General features: G+C 48.9%; 9 protein-coding genes. 4 read left to right on the forward strand and 5 right to left on the reverse strand.

The window, feature by feature from the left end:
* A partial coding sequence (locus F4V61_RS20965) for a cytochrome c-type biogenesis protein CcmH (protein ID WP_150363962.1) occupies positions 1–1,010 on the forward strand: 1,010 nt, incomplete at its 5' end.
* Between the two features lie 65 nt (positions 1,011–1,075).
* On the opposite strand, the gene narP is transcribed toward F4V61_RS20965, so the two are convergent.
* Positions 1,076–1,720 (reverse strand): nitrate/nitrite response regulator protein NarP, encoded by a 645-nt coding sequence (narP, locus tag F4V61_RS20970; protein ID WP_001115502.1) that lies wholly within the window; start codon positions 1,718–1,720, stop codon positions 1,076–1,078.
* 538 nt (positions 1,721–2,258) lie between these two features.
* Between narP and F4V61_RS20975 the strand changes: the two genes are divergently transcribed.
* From F4V61_RS20975 to F4V61_RS22895, 3 genes are all read left to right on the forward strand, one after another.
* A complete protein-coding gene (locus tag F4V61_RS20975; protein ID WP_079828681.1) occupies positions 2,259–2,744 on the forward strand; it encodes a glycoside hydrolase family protein in 486 nt (161 codons plus the stop codon).
* A 79-nt stretch (positions 2,745–2,823) separates the two neighbouring features.
* The gene (locus tag F4V61_RS20980; protein WP_000487167.1) at positions 2,824–3,144 is read left to right on the forward strand and encodes a putative holin; all 321 of its coding nucleotides are present in this window, start codon (positions 2,824–2,826) and stop codon (positions 3,142–3,144) included.
* Positions 3,145–3,401: 257 nt separating this feature from the next.
* A complete protein-coding gene (locus tag F4V61_RS22895; RefSeq protein ID WP_001161549.1) occupies positions 3,402–3,734 on the forward strand; it encodes an inverse autotransporter beta domain-containing protein in 333 nt (110 codons plus the stop codon).
* 337 nt (positions 3,735–4,071) lie between these two features.
* Here the strand turns inward: F4V61_RS22895 and F4V61_RS20985 are convergent, their stop codons facing one another.
* The 4 genes from F4V61_RS20985 to F4V61_RS21000 all read right to left on the reverse strand — a co-directional run bounded on the left by F4V61_RS20985 (position 4,072) and on the right by F4V61_RS21000 (position 17,507).
* A complete protein-coding gene (locus tag F4V61_RS20985) occupies positions 4,072–6,987 on the reverse strand; it encodes an RHS repeat domain-containing protein (RefSeq protein WP_080161306.1) in 2,916 nt (971 codons plus the stop codon).
* Positions 6,988–7,265: 278 nt separating this feature from the next.
* On the reverse strand, positions 7,266–10,103 hold the full coding sequence (locus F4V61_RS20990; RefSeq protein WP_232082004.1) for an RHS repeat-associated core domain-containing protein: 2,838 nt from the start codon (positions 10,101–10,103) through the stop codon (positions 7,266–7,268).
* 70 nt (positions 10,104–10,173) lie between these two features.
* Positions 10,174–12,774 carry an RHS repeat-associated core domain-containing protein gene (locus F4V61_RS20995; protein ID WP_249041811.1) on the reverse strand — a complete coding sequence of 867 codons (2,601 nt, stop codon included), beginning with the start codon at positions 12,772–12,774 and terminating at the stop codon, positions 10,174–10,176.
* 350 nt (positions 12,775–13,124) lie between these two features.
* Positions 13,125–17,507: a SpvB/TcaC N-terminal domain-containing protein gene (locus F4V61_RS21000; protein ID WP_275952355.1), complete on the reverse strand. Its 4,383-nt coding sequence runs from the start codon at positions 17,505–17,507 to the stop codon at positions 13,125–13,127.
* Between the last annotated feature and the right edge of the window lie 70 nt (positions 17,508–17,577).

Consider the following 17,577-nt stretch of genomic DNA (forward strand, 5'->3'; position numbering starts at 1 on the left):
TGCTTGTCTCCGGTTCAGCGCTGGCGACCATTGATGTGATGCCGTTTAAAGATGAAGCTCAGGAGCAGCAGTTCCGCCAGCTTACTGAGCAACTGCGCTGTCCGAAATGCCAGAATAACAGCATTGCCGATTCCGGCTCGATGATTGCTACCGACCTGCGTCAGAAGGTATACGAACTGATACAGGAAGGAAAAAGCAATAAAGAGATTGTCGATTATATGGTGGCGCGCTACGGCAACTTCGTTACCTACGATCCGCCGCTTACGCCGCTGACCATCCTGCTGTGGGTGCTGCCGGCGGCGGCTGTCGGCGCGGGCGGCTGGATTATTTTTGCCCGCTCGCGTCGCCGGGTGCGGCTTAAGCAGGAAGAATTTTCCGACGCTGTTCCGGCAGATGGAAAACGTGCCGGATCAGGTGCTTACGTACCGGGGATCGTGATTGCTCTCATTGTTGCGGCGATAAGCTATTATCAGACCGGCAGCTACGGGCAGGTGAAAATCTGGCGGCAGGCGACCGCTCTTACGCCGGTACTGCTGGAGCGCGCGCTGGATCCGAAGGCGCAGCCGCTGAATGAAGAGGAGATGGCGCGGCTGGCGCTGGGGCTGCGCACCCGCCTGCAAAATGATGCCGGCAATGTTGAGGGCTGGCTCATGCTGGGGCGCATTGGTATGGTACTGGGTAATGCCGGTACCGCCACCGGGGCCTATGCGAACGCCTACCGGCTGGATCCGAAAAACCGCGATGCGGCGCTGGGCTATGCGGAGGCGCTGACGCGCTCGTCCGACCCGGAAGATAACCGCCGCAGCGGGGAGCTGCTGCGCCGGCTGGTGAGAAGCGACCACACGGACATCCGGGTATTAAGCCTGTATGCGTTTAACGCCTTTGAGCAGGGGCGTTTTGGCGAGGCGGTGGCGGCCTGGGAGATGATGCTGAAACTGCTGCCGGCGGCCGACCCCCGGCGGGCGGTGATTGAGCGCAGTATCCGGCAGGCGCTGGCGCAGGAGAAATAATGCCCTGACGGTCCGGTGACGCGGCTTACCGGGCCTTGATCCGATAAGCCGCGTCGCCGCGGTTATTACATTCCGCGCGTTTGTAAAAACAGAATGGTCGCCGCGACGCGCGAGCGCACGTTAAGCTTGCGCAGCAGGTTACGGATATGCACCTTAACCGTCTGCTCAGAAATATTTAGTACTGATGCAATCTGTTTGTTAGAAAGCCCCTGCGCCAGCTCATGTAAGACATCTAACTCTCGTTCGGTCAGGATACTAAAGGGATCTTCCTGTGCACCAAACCGTTCGCGCTCACGCAGATATTCGTTAACCCGTTCGCTAAAGACTTTACCGCCGTTAGCGCCTTTGCGAATAGCCTCCAGCAGTACTTCCGGATCGCTATCTTTGAGGAGATAACCGTCGGCGCCGGCGTCGATCAGCGCGTAGATGTCGCTGGCGGAATCTGAGACGGTAAGAATAATAATTTGCGCCGTCACGCCATCCCGACGTAGCGCGTTCAGGGTATCTAACCCGCTTAGGCCTTTCATATTCAGATCCAGCAGGATCAAATCGGGCTCAATGCGATTCGCCAGATCGATCGCGCTCGCCCCATCACCCGCTTCGGCAACGACATGAAAAGCTGGGTCCAGTTCCAGTAATTGGCGAATACCTCGCCGCATAAGTGGATGGTCGTCCACAATAAGCACCTGAACAGGTGTTACTTCAGGCATGCTGTATCTCCTGAGTTTTATTAGAATGATTATTGTTTTCAGCGCGGAAATCGTCCAGATTCACCACATTGCCAAGAGCGTAAATTTTACCCTAATTAGGGTATGGGTAAGTAGTAAAACCTGTGAAAGGATATAATGATATGAAGAACGGGCTTGTCGTGGACCAGACGCTTGCCCCACCATCCGGCAAAAGGGTATCTGTTAAGTTAAATCATACGGCGTTATTTTTAAAATATTATTAATTTCAATTGATTAGGTGTTGTTCACGCAATTGATGCTGTAAGTACAGGCGGAATTTACTACATAATCATTGTTTTTAGATTTGAGCGGATTTGCGTAAAAAATGACAAAATCACGATATTTAAAAGGCTATCATTATTGTATTCGCGGAGTTTGAATTTAAAAATAGTCATGATTATAAACAGTGGATTGTGGAGTTTTACATACTGGTATAATCGGTATAGCGTATACCTCTATAAAATAAAAGCGACACAGCAAATTATAAAAAGGTTATCTAAGATAATGCAGGGTTGAATAAATGAATAAAAATAGCGACATTTCCTCATTGTTAAAAGTGGAAGAGGGAGTTAGACATAAACCTTATATTGATGCTCTTGGTTATCCTACTGTTGGAGTTGGATTTAAGCTAGGGCCACAAGGCGCTAACCTGAAAAACTATACATTTTGTTTAACAGATAATGTCATTGAGGCCTGGCTTCAGGAAAATATTAATAGGGTTTACAAGAGCATGCAACAGAATGAGAAAATCAACCAGGCATTGTTATGCAGCAATTCAGTTCGTACGGATATCCTGATATCAATGGCATATCAGATGGGGGTCAATGGTCTTGCTGGTTTTAATAGTATGCTTATGGCGATAACTGAGCAGGAATGGAATAATGCAGCAGATGAAATGAGAAGGAGTATTTGGGCAAAGCAGACCCCAAAACGGGCCGAAAGACATGCTGCAGTAATAGAATCAGGACAATGGGCACCAGTATATAATTTTGCTATTAACCAATAGTTCCTTTTTGGATGCTACTATTTTTATAGTTTATGGAAGCTTATAAGATATTAACTTAAAAAGCGTGAGGGGAAAATCAATGTTCCAGTTGCTTGGGCAAGGTACAGTATGGATTATTCTTGGAGCAATTGCTGGAGGTACAGTATTTGTAGTGTCGGCGTCGGAGTATATACTATCTGTCCGCATTATCCTTTTTGCTGTATCAGTAATTATAGGTATAATATTCGCTGATTTAGTTGCATTGGCATTAACTCATCTAATTAATAAACACTTCTCTGTGATGTTAGTAATTCCTTCGTCCGTTGGGGCTGTTGTCGCCTCTACACTTTCTATTCGTGTGCTTACTTTTTTAGGAAAACGGATAGTTGATTTACAAGCAGGAAAGAATAATCATATATAAATATTTTTCACATTGAAAATGTTTTATCATTTTAATACTGATATTATTTTCTTTTATCCTGTGTTATTTGTTGATTTTATCCTGGTTGATTGTTTTTTTGTAAAAAATGTAGGTAATATCTTTAAGTTATGAGCAAAGGGGGGAATGAATCAGGCAAGACTATTGCAACATTACTCTTGGATGAGTATGAAACGTAGTTTTTCAAAAAAACTAAGTTTGCTTAAAACGAAGCAGCCACTGTATTTGAGTTTTAGCCTTTGCAAGGCATCTTTGGCGATGGCGAAGCTGACAGACAGCGAAATCCCCATGCTATCGCTTTAGGCCTAAATTATCCCCCTGTTCCATTGGTTACCATAGGTGTAAATCAGAGGATGGGGCAAAACTGTCTGCAGTTCAATCCTCTTCTGATACTCAGTGTAACGCGCTTAATAGTCCTTCACTCACCTTCACAGCAGATAGCACAACAGCGAAAGTGGCTTCTGTTGACAGTGAAAATCAGTGATGCGAATGGTAAAGCGGCTATAAAACTTTCTGGCGGGGATGTCAAAGTAGCAACGGTAATTGAAGCCATTAATGGCAGCATGGAATGAGGCGACACAATCGGACATAGGGGATTTTTGCCTACGGGTAAAATGCAAGGCCCTACGCCTTTAGTCTTTAAGCGGAATTATCATAATAAGAAAACGAAGCTGGTGGTGCCGATGAAAGATGATGCCGGAAATAGTCTGTCTTGCAATGATATTGTATTCTTCAGCGAAAACGTGTCAAAGTAAGTATCACTTTTTTAGCGATTTATCCGCTACTGACTGTGTAACGGTTAACATGTGTATTATTTTTATATGATGTTATGCGCGGCCAACCTGAAATGCGCAAACTTGGCCGCATATTTTTGATATGGACAAATAATCCAACAAGTGTGCTGTAAGGTTAAACCGTCAATTCCACAGGAACCAGTATCTGTGGTCTAAATAAAGTGGTAATTAATTGTTCAAACTGTGCTTCGCCCTTAACACCCAATAAAATTTGTCTGGATCTTTCTGAAATAGGGGCAGATCTTATACTCCAGAGAATAGATAAAGCGAGGCCCATGTGAATATCATCAATGTGAAAGAGAGTATCTTTGGCATCGTCTGCGACAACCTGATGACTAAACACTCTCGCATCTCTGCGCGCGATATCATCTCCACCCAGTAATGTAACTAATCTTTCTGATAGTTTTCTCTCCTTGAATTTTAATGTATTATTAATAACCATATGTGCTTCAGTCATATACGGGCTTTTTTGCTTCGCCGTGTCCATCGATACCACATGTACATTTTTCCCAAAACGACTGTTGCTCTTCTGCAATTTAATTCCTTTAACCGAAAGGGCGAAGAAAGCGAATCCGGTATTAGCAAGTTGAACAACATCAGCATCGGTGGTATGGGTAGTGTCAAACACTATCCTTCTATTTATTAACTCATCACGGCTTAAAAAAGTCTCTTCTAATGTTTTAGGGTTGGTTATATGGGCATTTGTGTGATGTATCATTTGAAATTCAAGTTGCATGAATCTTTCAACAAATGTTTTTTCTTCCGGACTCATTTTTCCCAACCTTTTTTTCAAAGCCCTGATGTTATCGGAGCTTATTTGACGCACGCGAGCAGCTGAGCTAGGGGCATAAAGACAGCTAAATTGTGGATTTTTTGCGCACCAGAGTCTACCCGTTCCCATTTTTTTATAGACTGCATCGACTTTCTGAGATTGCTTATCAGAAAGTTTGGGCTTCTCAGCGCCACCTGATGCCGTGGGTGCGAGTCCTTCGGCATCTGAAAGTGTCAGTGGATTATTTCTCACCATACGGTATAAATTCAGACCGTCGATCTCCCGCCCCGGATCGGCTGCTGTCCAGCGACACAGCCAGGGGGCGTAATAGCGGTAGCCGTAGTAATACAATCCGGTGCCGTCACGTTCTTTACCTGAGTAGCGAATCACTTTATAGCTGGCTTCCAGTTCATTGCGTGCCGCCCACACAGCGGTACCGCCGAAAGGATAGTATTCTTCCCGACTAATTTGCTGACCATCTGCATCCAGTTCCAGTGATGCAGAGCCGATATTGTCGCAAAGACTCCAGCGTAGCTGATTATTATCAATGCTATTCGGTTTACCTGATTCCCAGTGCAATATCCGTATGCCGGCACGGCCTATTTGACCCGTTAAGGTATGAAGTACTGAAATAACGTTGTTACCCCCCACGGACTCCTGCCAGCTTTGCCGTAGCTCAAGACCCGGCAGGTAGCGTACTTCATCTACTGTCCAAAGTTGCTGGCTGGCATTCGTCAGGGTGCGGGTCTGCTTACGGACGCGTCTATTGCCGCTATATTGGTAAATTTCTCGATCATTCTGTGCCATATCCGTGGCGCTGCGGCAAAGTAGCACTACCGCCTGCAGGTTATTATTACCGTCCCAGATCATGTTATGACTGGATGAAGACGCCGAAATCTGTAACTGCTTCAGGTTGCCATTGCTATCGAACCATTGGTTTATCTCATCTGAAGCCTGCGCTCCACCGTCGTTCATTTGTACACTACGGTTTGATGTCGTCTCTGTTATCATCGTTCGCGTATAGTTTCCGGCCCCCGTGTGAGTCTGTGACTGCAGGTTGCCGCTGTCGTCCCACATCCAGGTCCTGGTGTAGTTTACATACTGACTGTTGTCCGTGGGTACGGGCGTCAGTGCGGCAGGTAAACTGCTGTAGGGCATTATGTTGTTCCCGGCGTTTTCCCGCCCCGTGGCTTCCAGCAACTGGTAGAGGGCGTCATAGCTGAATTCTTTCAGCCCGTCAGTAACCTGATTTCGATAGTAGCGTGTTGCTACCTGGTTATCCGTAATCGAGGTGACATTTCCTGTATTGTCGTAGCGATATGCCAGTGACTGAAGTACTGTGTTATCACTGCGCTGTGCTGCCAGTGTTGATAGCCATTGTGTTTCAGGCTCATAGCCGTATGTCGTGGTTATGCCGTTGCTTGTTTTCTCTTCTAAAACCTGACTCGCAGCACTCCAACTGATATGTTCAAGTAACGTCTGTTTAGTTTCACCATCTAGTTTTATGGCCTGACTTGTTACTTTCCCGCTGATATCATAGCGCCAGCTCTGTTGGTGCCCCATGGCGTCGGTTCTGGTTAGCGTATTTGCGAAAGCATCTGCTTGTAGCGAAGTTACATAGATTTCCGAATCCAGAAGACGCTTTCTGTTAGTGTCGTCTGCAGGCCAGTTTGGCGCTATATCACCTGACATCAGGAATTGCTGCGATATTTGTAAGGTTGCTCCGCTCAACGCGACAGAATGGATGATTTGCAGGCCGCTGTCATCATACTGCCGTACAGGCAGGCCTTTCAGATTATCGCCCTCCAGACCTTTATCACCATATTCAGTTATCCGGCTGACGCGTTTTTCCCCATCTTTTTGCTGCTCCCTTGTCTGCACCAGGCGGCCCAGTCCATCGTAGGTCTGCTCTTGCGTGGCGCCACGACCATCAGTGAGCCATACCAGGCGAGCCGCGGCATCAAACAGCGTGACCAGCCATCCGCTGTCGGTGCTCTCTCTTTTGATTACCTGCCCGGCAAGAGATGACATATTGCGCAAATTTGCCACTACACTCCGGTCTTTTAGCCATGCTGAAAATAGCCTGGGATCACGTTTTTCTTCCACCGGGCTGTCATCAGCATGGTAGCTGTGGTTGACCAAAAGACGCCGCGGAACGGACGCTTTTTCACGGTTCCAGTTTAGTATACGTACGATAAACCCCCGATTATCATTAACGCTGATAACCGGAGTGCCTGAAGCAACTGTAACAGTACACATTATTTCACTCCTCAGTAGTATTACGCTCGTAGTAACGCATCATGTCAGCATGGCAAAATAAGCACTGGAAATTATGCTAAATAAGGAGGTAATTGTTGCAATAACAGCACGCTGTATGGCGGGGATGAAGAATGATGAATATCAGGAAAGTAAAAGGTAAAAATGTTGGATTGAAGTCACGGCAGTGGGGAATACAGAATGAAACGCATTGTGGTTAATGTCGGACATTATTTAAAAAGTCTCATTCCCGCAAAGGGAATGAGACAATATATGAAAGATCAGGCGGCTTTGCTACTACCAGCGCCAGGATCTAATGCTCTCTGGCGAGGATTGGTAGAGTGAGCCAGCTTGGGCGGGGCGCTCCGACTGAATAAATATTCTTTTTCATCTTTATTGCAATAAATATTGGGTACCCGTACTCCATATCCTCCTTTGAAGGTCTCGATATATTTGCCAAAACAACCGGCAATCTCCTTACTTTCTGATGTCGCAGTGAATCTACCGGGACGAACTGATGGCAACGTGGTTGTTCCCCGATAGAGTGTTTTATTTATTAGTGTGGCGTTATTATTAATATAGTCATCAAGAAGGTTGGCAAGCTCTTCGCCAGTCTTACCATCAAGTTCATATATGCCGTTCGCCACGCCTTTATGTTCTTTTTGCTCAAAAAAATCATGCCGATCTCTGGTTGCATTTGGGTCTCTGTTTAGTCCTCTTATATGTTTAACAAGTTTGCTTGCCTTCAATCTCTCTGTAGGAGATGCGTTTTGTATCAAGTGGGATTGTGCTGCCCAAACATAGAGTATTGCTTTTTTTGCATTTTCGGCAGTTGCCTGGGCTGCTTTAGCTTTTGCTTCTTTATGTGCCCTTAAGGCGTCCTGTGAAAAGTCAGGTGGAGACATATATTTTGACTGTTCATATATGACGTGAAAAAGAATATTTATAGAAGTTTCGGTTTTTAAGGGATATGTACTGGCGCGTGAATGGTTGGTGAGAATGAAACGTTTCATGGCAAGGGAATGTTTTTCATATTTTCCACTTTTCAGAGCACTTTCATATAAATGCTCAAATTCTGCGATCTCCTCCTTCGTTAACATTAATTTAGGCATTAATCCATCAACATCCGTCAGCGTGACCGGATTATTTCTCACCATGCGGTACAGATTCAGCCCGTCGATTTCCTGGCCTGGGTCGGCTGCCGTCCAGCGGCACAACCAGGGAGCGTAATAGCGATAGCCGTAATAATATAAGCCAGTGCCGTCACGTTCCTTGCCGGAATAGCGGATCACTCTATAACTGGCTTCCAGTTCACTGCGTGCCGCCCACACCGCAGTACCGCCGAAGGGATAATATTCTTCGTGGCTGATAATCTGCCCTTGGGCATCCAACTCCAGTGAGGCCGCGCCGCTGCTGTCATCCACACTCCAGCGTACCTGATCATTGTTAATACTGGCAGGTTTTCCCAATTCCCAGTGCAGCACCCGGATGCTGGCGCGTCCGGCCTGGGTTGTGATGACATGCAATGCTTCCGTAGCCGCATGTGGCGTAATGGTGTCACCGCTGACCGTCTCCTGCCAGTGGCGTCGCAGTTCCAGACCGGGTAGGTAACGCACCTCATCAACAGTCCACAGGTTATCTTCGGCTTTTGTCAGGCGACGAGTCTGTTTACGTACGCGTGTCCCGGCGCTGTACTGGTAGATTTCACGGTCGCTTTGTTGGATATCACCTTTGCGGTCAAGAAGAATAACTGCCTGCAAGTGGTTGCTATTGTCCCAACGCATATGGTCAGTAGTCGTGGCAGACGTTTGTAATCTGCGAAGGTTGCCACAAGGGTCGAATCCAGCATCAGTATCGTCTGGAGTCAGGGAGCCGTTGTCGTCTTGCAATAAACTGCGGTTGGACTGAGCGCTTATAACCATTGTCCGGGTAAAGCTGGCGGCGCCAAGGTGGGAGAATGAGCTCAGGTTACCGCTGTCATCGTACTGGTATGAGCGGGTATAGCCAAGGGTTTGGTTACTGTCAGTTGGGATGAGTGTGGGCAGCTCTGCGTATGGGGCTTGCGTATTACTGGCATTCTCGCGTCCGCAGGCAGAGATAAGCTGATACAGCGCGTCATAGGTAAATATTCGGTCACCAGAGGTCGACTGGTTTCGGTAGTAACGTATGTTGACAGTACTGTCGGTGATGACCGTTCTATTCCCTACTGGATCATAATCATACGTTAGATCCTGAAGCATGCTACTATCGCTACGGACAGCATGAAGATTATGCAGACGTAAGGTCTCTGGTTCATAGCTGTAGGTAGTTGTCACACCGTTTCCGCTGATTTCTTCAGCGATCAGCCCTACGGGGTTAAAAGCAATGTTTTCCAGCAGGGTGAGCGGCGTAGTCTGTCCGGCCAGTTGCAGAGTCTGGCGGCAGGTAGCGCCGCTGACGTCATAAAATGTCGCCACTCTGTTGTTCTGCGAATCTGTCCAGCTAAAGGGGGCGCCGGCAGCATTTGCTACAATAGTGGAGATAAAGCCGCTGTCTTCCAGTAAGGCGTCACAAGCGGTATCATTTTCCGGCCAGTCAGGCTTACCTTCAGCATCGTTAAGAAAACGTTTTGTTTGCTGTAAAACGGCGCCGCTAAGGGCAATCGCGTTGATGGAAAGTAGCCCGCCGTCATCATACTGGTGCACACAGACACCACGCAGATTGTTACGGTAAGCATCCTCAGGGGATACAACAGCATCGCCATACTCTTTACGCCAGGCGGTTCGGGGTGCGTCACCGGCAGCCTGTTCAATACCTGAAACTGGACGGCCCAGCACGTCCCAGGCATGAGTCTGGATAGTACCGCGAGCGTCGATGCCCCATGCGGCAGCGCCTTCAGCATTAAAGAGCATAACGTGCCAGCCGCTGTCGGTGCTGTCGCGCTTCAGTATCTGGCCTGCCAGTGACAGCCTGTTGTGCAGGTTCGGTACTGCCGTACTGTCCTGCTGCCAGGCAATAAAGCGGCGGGGATCGCGGTATCGGGCGGTCCGGCTGGATGTCTCCAGTTGAGAATGAGATAGCAAAAGGCGTAACGGATCCTGGTCGGATTCACGATTCCAGTTAAGCGTGCGTACGGTCATGCCGCGGTTATCGCAAATGGTAACCACCGGCGTTGCGGTTGATAGCGTCATAAAAATACCTTTATTAAAGTTAGTGAGCTGATGCTGGTTTTATTCGGGATGAACGAGAATTTACGGGTAATACTCGTCGCTGGATTTCAGCAGAACTCACCCGTGGCCAGCTAACCTCTGGCATTGTGCCGCCAAAATCCAGTAATGCCTCCCGCCAGCCTGATTTCGACAAGCTCTGCTTATAGCGTGTATATAAAGATTTTGTCTGCTCATCGCAGGCTTGTGAGTAATAAAGTAAACTAATAAGGTTTGCTATATTATCCGCCCCTGTTAAAGGTGTGCTATTCGTTTGGCTGGCATATTGCCGCAACTTTTTTGTACTCTTTCCATCAAATTTACCCGGAAAGGGTACAGTTTGTGAATTACAATAATCTTTGGTTTTTAAAACCAGATGTGTCATTTCATGAATAATTATTGTGGCAATATCATATAAATGTCTTTTTCCTGTATCTTCGTAATTAATTAGTATTTTGATGTCTTTCGAGGTGTCATATAAATTGTGTTCATTAGTCCCGACGCATGCAGCTGCATTTTTTGGTGCGTAAGGTTCTTCCTTAATGTTACGAAATGAATTTTCATTTAACGCCGCTGCAGCCTGATGCATTTTCTCTAAGGCATCTCTTAATGTTTTTATTGTTTCCTTTGAATCATTTCCCATATAGTCTTTAATAATGGCTCTGGTTTCATTGTTAATCTCATTAGGCTTGTTGGTGCTGCTTGATGGATTATCAGCCAATGGATTCCATCGCTCCCATAAATGCTGTAAGTACGTCCACCAGCTATTTTCCGGTACAACTCTGGCATTGCCTTCCAGTGCCTGACGTGCGTCACTAATTTGCTCCCTGACAATGCTTATAAGGTCAGGGACAATTGATTGAAAACGTTCTTCAGAGGCGGAAGGTTGTGCCGAGTTGCCCCCTGGCGCCAGGCCCAAGTCATCTGTCAACGTGACCGGATTATTCCTCACCATGCGGTACAGATTCAGCCCGTCGATTTCCTGGCCTGGATCGGCTGCCGTCCAGCGGCACAGCCAGGGAGCGTAATAACGATAGCCGTAATAATATAAACCAGTGCTATCACGTTCTTTGCCACAATAACGGATCACTTTATAACTGGCTTCCAGTTCACTGCGTGCCGCCCACACCGCAGTACCGCCGAAGGGATAATATTCTTCGCGACTGATCGTTTGCCCCTGCGCATCCAGTTCCAGCGCATAAATATTATCGCTCATTTGCCAGCGTGCCTGGTTATTATCAATGCTGTCAGGTTTGCCTGTTTTCCAGTGCAGCAGTCGGATACCGGCGCGCCCCGCCTGGGTGGTTATCACATGCAGCTCCTCAGTAGGATCCTGCGGCGTGACGGTATCGCCGGTGATGGTCTCCTGCCAGTGCCGCCGCAGCTCAAGGCCCGGCAGATAGCGCACTTCGTCCACCGTCCACAGATTGCTGTCGGCTTTCGTCAGGATACGGGTCTGTTTGCGCATACGCATTCCTGCGCTGTACTGGTAAATCTCCCGGTCGCTCTGCTGGATGTCGCCGTTACGATCAAGAAGGATAACCGTCTGTAGATGGTCGCTGGCGTCCAAGATTAGCTGCTCAGAGGCAGTGGCGGACACCTGCAAATTAAGGAGGTTGCCATTGGGGTCGAATGCAGCATCAACATCATCCGGCGTCAGCGTTCCGGTGTCGTTTTGCAACCTGCTGCGGTTGGACGCATCACTCACTACCATTGTGCGGGTAAAGCATGCGGCGCCCTGGTGAGAAAGGGAGAGCAGATTACCGCTGTCATCATAGCGAAAGGAGCGGGTATAACCGATGGTTTGAGTGCTGTCTGTTGGGATAGATGCGGGCAGAACAGCATATGGGACGGTGGTATTACCAGCATTCTCGCGCCCGGTTGCCTCCAGCAATTGGTAGAGCGCGTCATAAGTGAACTCCCTCCGTCCGTCGGTTTGCTGATTCTGGAAGTAGCGGGTCGCAATGGTGTTATCAGTAATTGAAATTAAATTGCCAGTATTGTCGTAGCCGTAGTCCAGATCCTGAAGCAGAGTACTGTCGGCGCGCAGTGCGCTCATCGCCGAGAGACGCTGTGTTTCGGGTTCATAGCGGTAGGATGTGGTCACGCCGTTACCGGACTTTTCTTCCACAACCTGGCCTGCGGCACTCCACATAGTGTCCTCAAGCAGTGTCTGTTTTTTACCATCCGAAAGTGTCGCATACTGGTTTTTTACATGGGAGCTGACGTCATAACGCCAGCTCAGCTGATTCCCCATTGCATCGGTCTGGTTCAGGCTAATACCGCGCGCATCGGCAGATATTGTCGAAACATAAATCTTATCCTCCAGTAGTGCCTGCTTGCCGGCGTCATCCTCCGGCCAGTCAGGTTGCGCTTGCGCAGATAAGAGAAACTGTTGCGTCTGGCGGAGAATTGCTCCGCTCAACGCCACCGATTCGACAGTCTGCAGACCGCTATCATCCCACCGTTGTACGCATAATCCGCGTAGATTGTTTTTCTGCGCGTTAGCATCTGCAGAACACGTATCCGTGTATGCGTGACGCCAGCTTACCCGCAATGCCTCGCCTTTTAGCCGCTTACTGCCGCTCTGCGGACGGCCCAGCATATCGTAAGTCTGAGTGTGTACGGTGCCCCGACCATCAATGGACCATGCAGTGCGGCTGGCTGCATCAAAGCGCGTTACCTGCCAGCCGCTGTCAGTACTGGCGCGCTTCAGCACCTGACCTGTCAACGATGACATGCAGTACAGGTTCGACAATGCAGTATCGTCCTGTTGCCTGGCGGCGAAACGGCGAGGATCGCGTTGCACGGTGGCCCGGCTGGCCGTATCCAGCCGGGTGTGGGTAACGAGGAGCCGACGTGGACTATCTTTATCCTCGCGGTTCCAGTTAAGGGTACGAATGGTGATACCGTGGTTATCGCACACAGCAATCACCGGTGTGTCTATTGCCAAAGTCATACGGGAATATCCTCCAGACCCACAGTGTCGTTTTCATCTTCTGCGACCGTGAACCAGGCATAGTAGGTATTGCGGCGCAGATAGCCTTTAGCCGTAACCGTGCGAATATTGCGGCCCGTTGCATCGTAATAATGCGTGTCGCTATAGCCATTTGTACGCATAGCGGCATCGACAACGTAGTGCCAGTCATCGAGGAAAAAGGGTTGATAGTTGCGAACCGCCTGGCCCTTATTGTCATATTCAGTGCGTCCGGAAACGGCCCACCGGGGGCTGGCATCAACCTCTGTTGTACTGATTTCCCCATTGCTTTCTCTGTGCCAGGCTTTTCCATCCGGAAAGAGGACGCATTGCTGCAATGCCCGGCCAAAACCATCGCTGTAGCTCAGCGAAATACCGGTTTGCTGCAGTCGTTTCGTTGAGTCATCTGGATCAAACGTTGCAGGATAGTTATCTGCAGTCAGGGTCACACTGTGGATGGGATTACGGGTTGCCTCGGTCAGTAAATTTGCCAGAGGATGCTGTGGATTTTTACGCGCCCAACGATGACCAGATGAACGAATATGTCCGGTAAATGTAATAAAGCGGTTCTTCAATAGAGTAGACCAGCCATCAGCAGTGACACTGTTTGCCTGGTCAGAGGAAACGCACCCCATCCAACTGAACATATCAGTGACGTTGATGGTGGCTAGTTGCTGGAGATACCCCACCGTTGTCGCCATCGCAATGGCTTGCTCAACGGTAAGCGAAGACGAGACAGGATAGTCTGCGATTTTTGCAAACCCCACCGCCTGGCCACCATTTTCTGTTCCATATACACTGGTTGCCAACAGACGACCGAGCGCATCCAGTTGACACTCCTGATAATTATTATTGATATCAGTTGTGCGCCATGGGCTCAGGAAACGATAGTCGTATTCCATTGTGACTGTATTACCCAGTACATCTTGCTGACTAATTGGTACCAGATAATGCGAGTCATACTGACAGGTTATGGCTCCGACAAGCCTGGTAGATTGCTGGCTTGCAACCGTTGAGAATTGGCTGACATCGTTATAGAGCGTAAAGCTGTGCTCAACGGCCCAAAGGTCGGCTTCGGTTGTAAAGGAAAAGAGTGCTGGTGTATTAACATAACCTAGCTTATCGAAACTGTATTCAGCAGGGATTGTTATCCCCTCATAGGCTTTGAGCGCCGTTTCATCCAGTACCGCCGTGCGTTGATAGTGCACCAGCGCCCGCAAATCAAGGGGGGTCGACGTGTAGATAATTTCGTTTTGTTGGGTCAGATAGCGAGTTTGTTCGGCACTTAACAAGCCATTATCTGCCCGAAGCGTTTCGTAGTTGATACCGCCAGCGGGAACAGAATCGAACTCCAGTTGATTTACCCGTTGTTGAGAGGGAAGCCCCAATCGCCAGGTTTGTGAGTTTTCCAGGTGAATAAAAGATGCCAGGCTCTCCACCAGCCGCAGTTTTTGCTGTTGATCATCATAGGTATTTTCCCAGGCATCATCAGGCAAGTTAGCCGGATAGGGTTGAAGGGCATGATAAGCGCGACGGGGGTACGCAATGCTAACTTGCCGGGTAACGTAACCATAGCCGTCAGCCTGAAGCGTCACCTGTTGTGAAACCTGTGGATCGCCAGCCAGACGCTCATAATGATGTGTTATTTGCTCCAGTGCGACGGGCAATACAACGGGCATCGTACCCCCCTGAACCAGACGAACCTGCATTCGCTGTTGCGTGGTGGTATAAGGAGAGGATGCGACGCTACTGGTATCCAGCCCATAGGTTTCGCTGCGCAGCGCTGTTCCTTTTAATGCACGGAACATCCACCAGCGCGTAGCTTTATCGGGGTTGTTCAATACCTGATCCTCTCCTGCCTGCCAGGTTGTCAGAAGTGTGGCATTAAGCGTGATTTCTTCTGTATCACCGCGCCAGGGCGTACCAAATAGTGTGGTTTCATCCTCTTCACGACCACAATGGAACCAGGTCTTTGTCAGGAGCGTCGCGGCGACAGGGGTATCGTCGCCAACCGGGAGCGCATCATCATTGGTATCTTCAGTTTCGACATAACCAAAACCACGGAATTCACGCTCTTTGCCATCATAAATACCCCTACGATAACGGATGCTCTGGCTAAGCTGGTTGCCGGTAACTTCGTCCTCTGTGGTTGTTTTAACCAGCAGATGCATAGCGAAAGGTAATGCCGGCGTCGCCTGTGGATTTTGCTGTTTTTCATCCAGCCATTCTTGCGCTGAACTGCGATAAAAAAGCGTAGTGTTGGCGCCGATATTGTTATTTGTGCCTGTCAGGAGCCAGGGTTTTTGTGCACAAAAAGCAAAATGCCAGTGCGTAGGGGTAGGCCAGGGAACAGTAAGTACCAGTTCAGCCATGCCATTACCCTGAATATCTGCCACAGTAAGTTGGCAAAGACGGTCATAAACGACGCCATCAGGAAAAGCAATATTGGACCCGAAAACGAAACCATTGCCACCCTGATTCAGCCAAACCTTTGCCTGGTTATGCTGCACATAGATCAAGTCAGGAGCGCCGGAACCATCGGTATCAGCCAACAACAAATTTTCAGGATTAAACTGTTCTTCACTGTCCAGTGGCGATGGCAGGGACAACTGGACAGGCGAGCCGAAACGGCCGCCGCCGAGATTAGGCCAGCAGGTAACGCTGTTATAACGGATGCGGCATAAGTGTGATTGCCCTGATCCCAGAATATCGGCAAAAAGCACCAGTTCGCGGGCATCCCGCCCTGGGCCAGGCAGTTCAATATTTTCATCCTGATTAATGTTTAATCCAGTGCTGAAAGCGCTGCCCTCATTGGCATACAGACGCACACTTTTTGGCCCGATCATCGCCAGATCGATAAGTCCGGATCCCATTAACTGTGTAAACTGAGCTTGCGGATGAAAAAACTCTTCAGGCAGGGCGCTGAACGGGGTAAAACGGCTCCAGTTTTTATCTGATTGTTGAGTAAAGAAACCTGCCATACCCGGTGCGGCGATTACCCAGTCCAGTTGGCCGTCACCGTCGATATCTATCAGACGGGCAGATGCGTTTTGCAAGGCCGGGATCTGCGGCAGGTTAACCCAGTCGGCATAGACCACCTCGTCTGTACCCGTCTCGCCCCGGCAAGGCGCGCGATAACGCCAGTCTTTGCCATTAAGCCACAGTATACCCGGTACGCCTTCGCCATAGAGATCGACCAACTGATAAGGCGGGGAATCCAGGCCGGAAAGGGATGACATCTGTTGCCACTGAGCGCCTGACATATCAGGTTGCGAGTAACAAAGCTCTAATGGCGGACATGAGAGTACCGAGCCGTCAGCGTCATAGGCAAGCGTCTGTGCCGATGTCAGTTGGCTGAGCACCGGCGTTTCGTTATATTCCAGCAATAAGCGTGAAACCAGGGCATTATCTTGTTTTAGTTCATCAGGAAAATGATGAAACATTAATACCTGATGACACAGACGGTGTGTGCGAATCTCAAACCCATACTCGTAGCGGGAAAAAGCGTCCTGACGAGCAGGCCAACTTGTCGTCGTTGAAAAAGCGGGGGCAGTGCTGGGATCGAGTGACCGTTCACCATAGTCGAAAATAAGCGTAAACAGCCATCTTGCGTCGGGTTTATCACTTTTCCAGAGATACAAATCAGACGCGGGCGTTTGACAGCCATATTGTACGCTTGCGAGATAACGTTGTGTGGAGCAATCGCGCTGATTGGTTTTGTCTATTTCTCTGATATTACTGGAATTTTCTGCTTTCCAACAATAATAAATATGATCTCCTACGGGATTGACTGACTCTTCTACCAGCCATTCAGCAATATGCGCGGCATTATGCGGGTCGCTGATTCGAGCTGATGCGGTTTTACCCAGCATATGCAAATTACCCGTGCTTTCGTGCAGTAACCAAAAATCACCGTCTGTGGCCTCGCTTTGCCAGTGCTCCAGACGATGAAATGCGCCTTCTGTGCGTGGCTGATATCGGGTAACAGTCCAGGTTTGAGTTAGTGTCGTACTGCCATATTGTTGGCAGGTAGTTGGGTTGGGGGTCTGACTTGTACTAATGGTTTTGACCAGCACTTCACCATCAGGGCCAAGAAATTCGTCATTGTCGTTATACTGTGGTACGCCATGGCTGGTTCGTCGACTAATGCGCAGCGTAGCGCACGCCCAGCCAATACCAAAAATACTATTTCCAGCAGAGCTGCTGTAAGTCAATGATAATGAAGGCGCAAAACCACGACCCGCGCTTACGGGTAGAGGTAATGTCATTGACGCCGTGCCGCCAGGACCTGCCTGACCGAGCGCTTCTCCCATACCGCTTAAAGTACCGCCCCCTTTTGGTAAGGAGGGGGGAGTTACCATGAGTGAGGCCGTGGATGAAGATGTATTTTCTTTTAACATTTTTTCTGCTCCAGTAACCGGCCAATCCAGG

Source organism: Salmonella enterica subsp. arizonae (assembly GCF_008692845.1).
GTDB classification, from domain to species: domain Bacteria; phylum Pseudomonadota; class Gammaproteobacteria; order Enterobacterales; family Enterobacteriaceae; genus Salmonella; species Salmonella arizonae.

What these genes read in the sequence shown, in the direction of transcription:
- F4V61_RS20975 (WP_079828681.1), top strand. Translation starts at nt 2,259, where the DNA reads ATGAATAAAAATAGCGACATTTCCTCATTGTTAAAAGTGGAAGAGGGA.
- F4V61_RS21000 (WP_275952355.1), bottom strand. Translation starts at nt 17,507, where the DNA reads ATGGTAACTCCCCCCTCCTTACCAAAAGGGGGCGGTACTTTAAGCGGT.
- F4V61_RS20985 (WP_080161306.1), bottom strand. Translation starts at nt 6,987, where the DNA reads ATGTGTACTGTTACAGTTGCTTCAGGCACTCCGGTTATCAGCGTTAAT.
- F4V61_RS20980 (WP_000487167.1), top strand. Translation starts at nt 2,824, where the DNA reads ATGTTCCAGTTGCTTGGGCAAGGTACAGTATGGATTATTCTTGGAGCA.
- narP (WP_001115502.1), bottom strand. Translation starts at nt 1,720, where the DNA reads ATGCCTGAAGTAACACCTGTTCAGGTGCTTATTGTGGACGACCATCCA.
- F4V61_RS20990 (WP_232082004.1), bottom strand. Translation starts at nt 10,103, where the DNA reads ATGACCGTACGCACGCTTAACTGGAATCGTGAATCCGACCAGGATCCG.
- F4V61_RS20995 (WP_249041811.1), bottom strand. Translation starts at nt 12,774, where the DNA reads ATGCTGGGCCGTCCGCAGAGCGGCAGTAAGCGGCTAAAAGGCGAGGCA.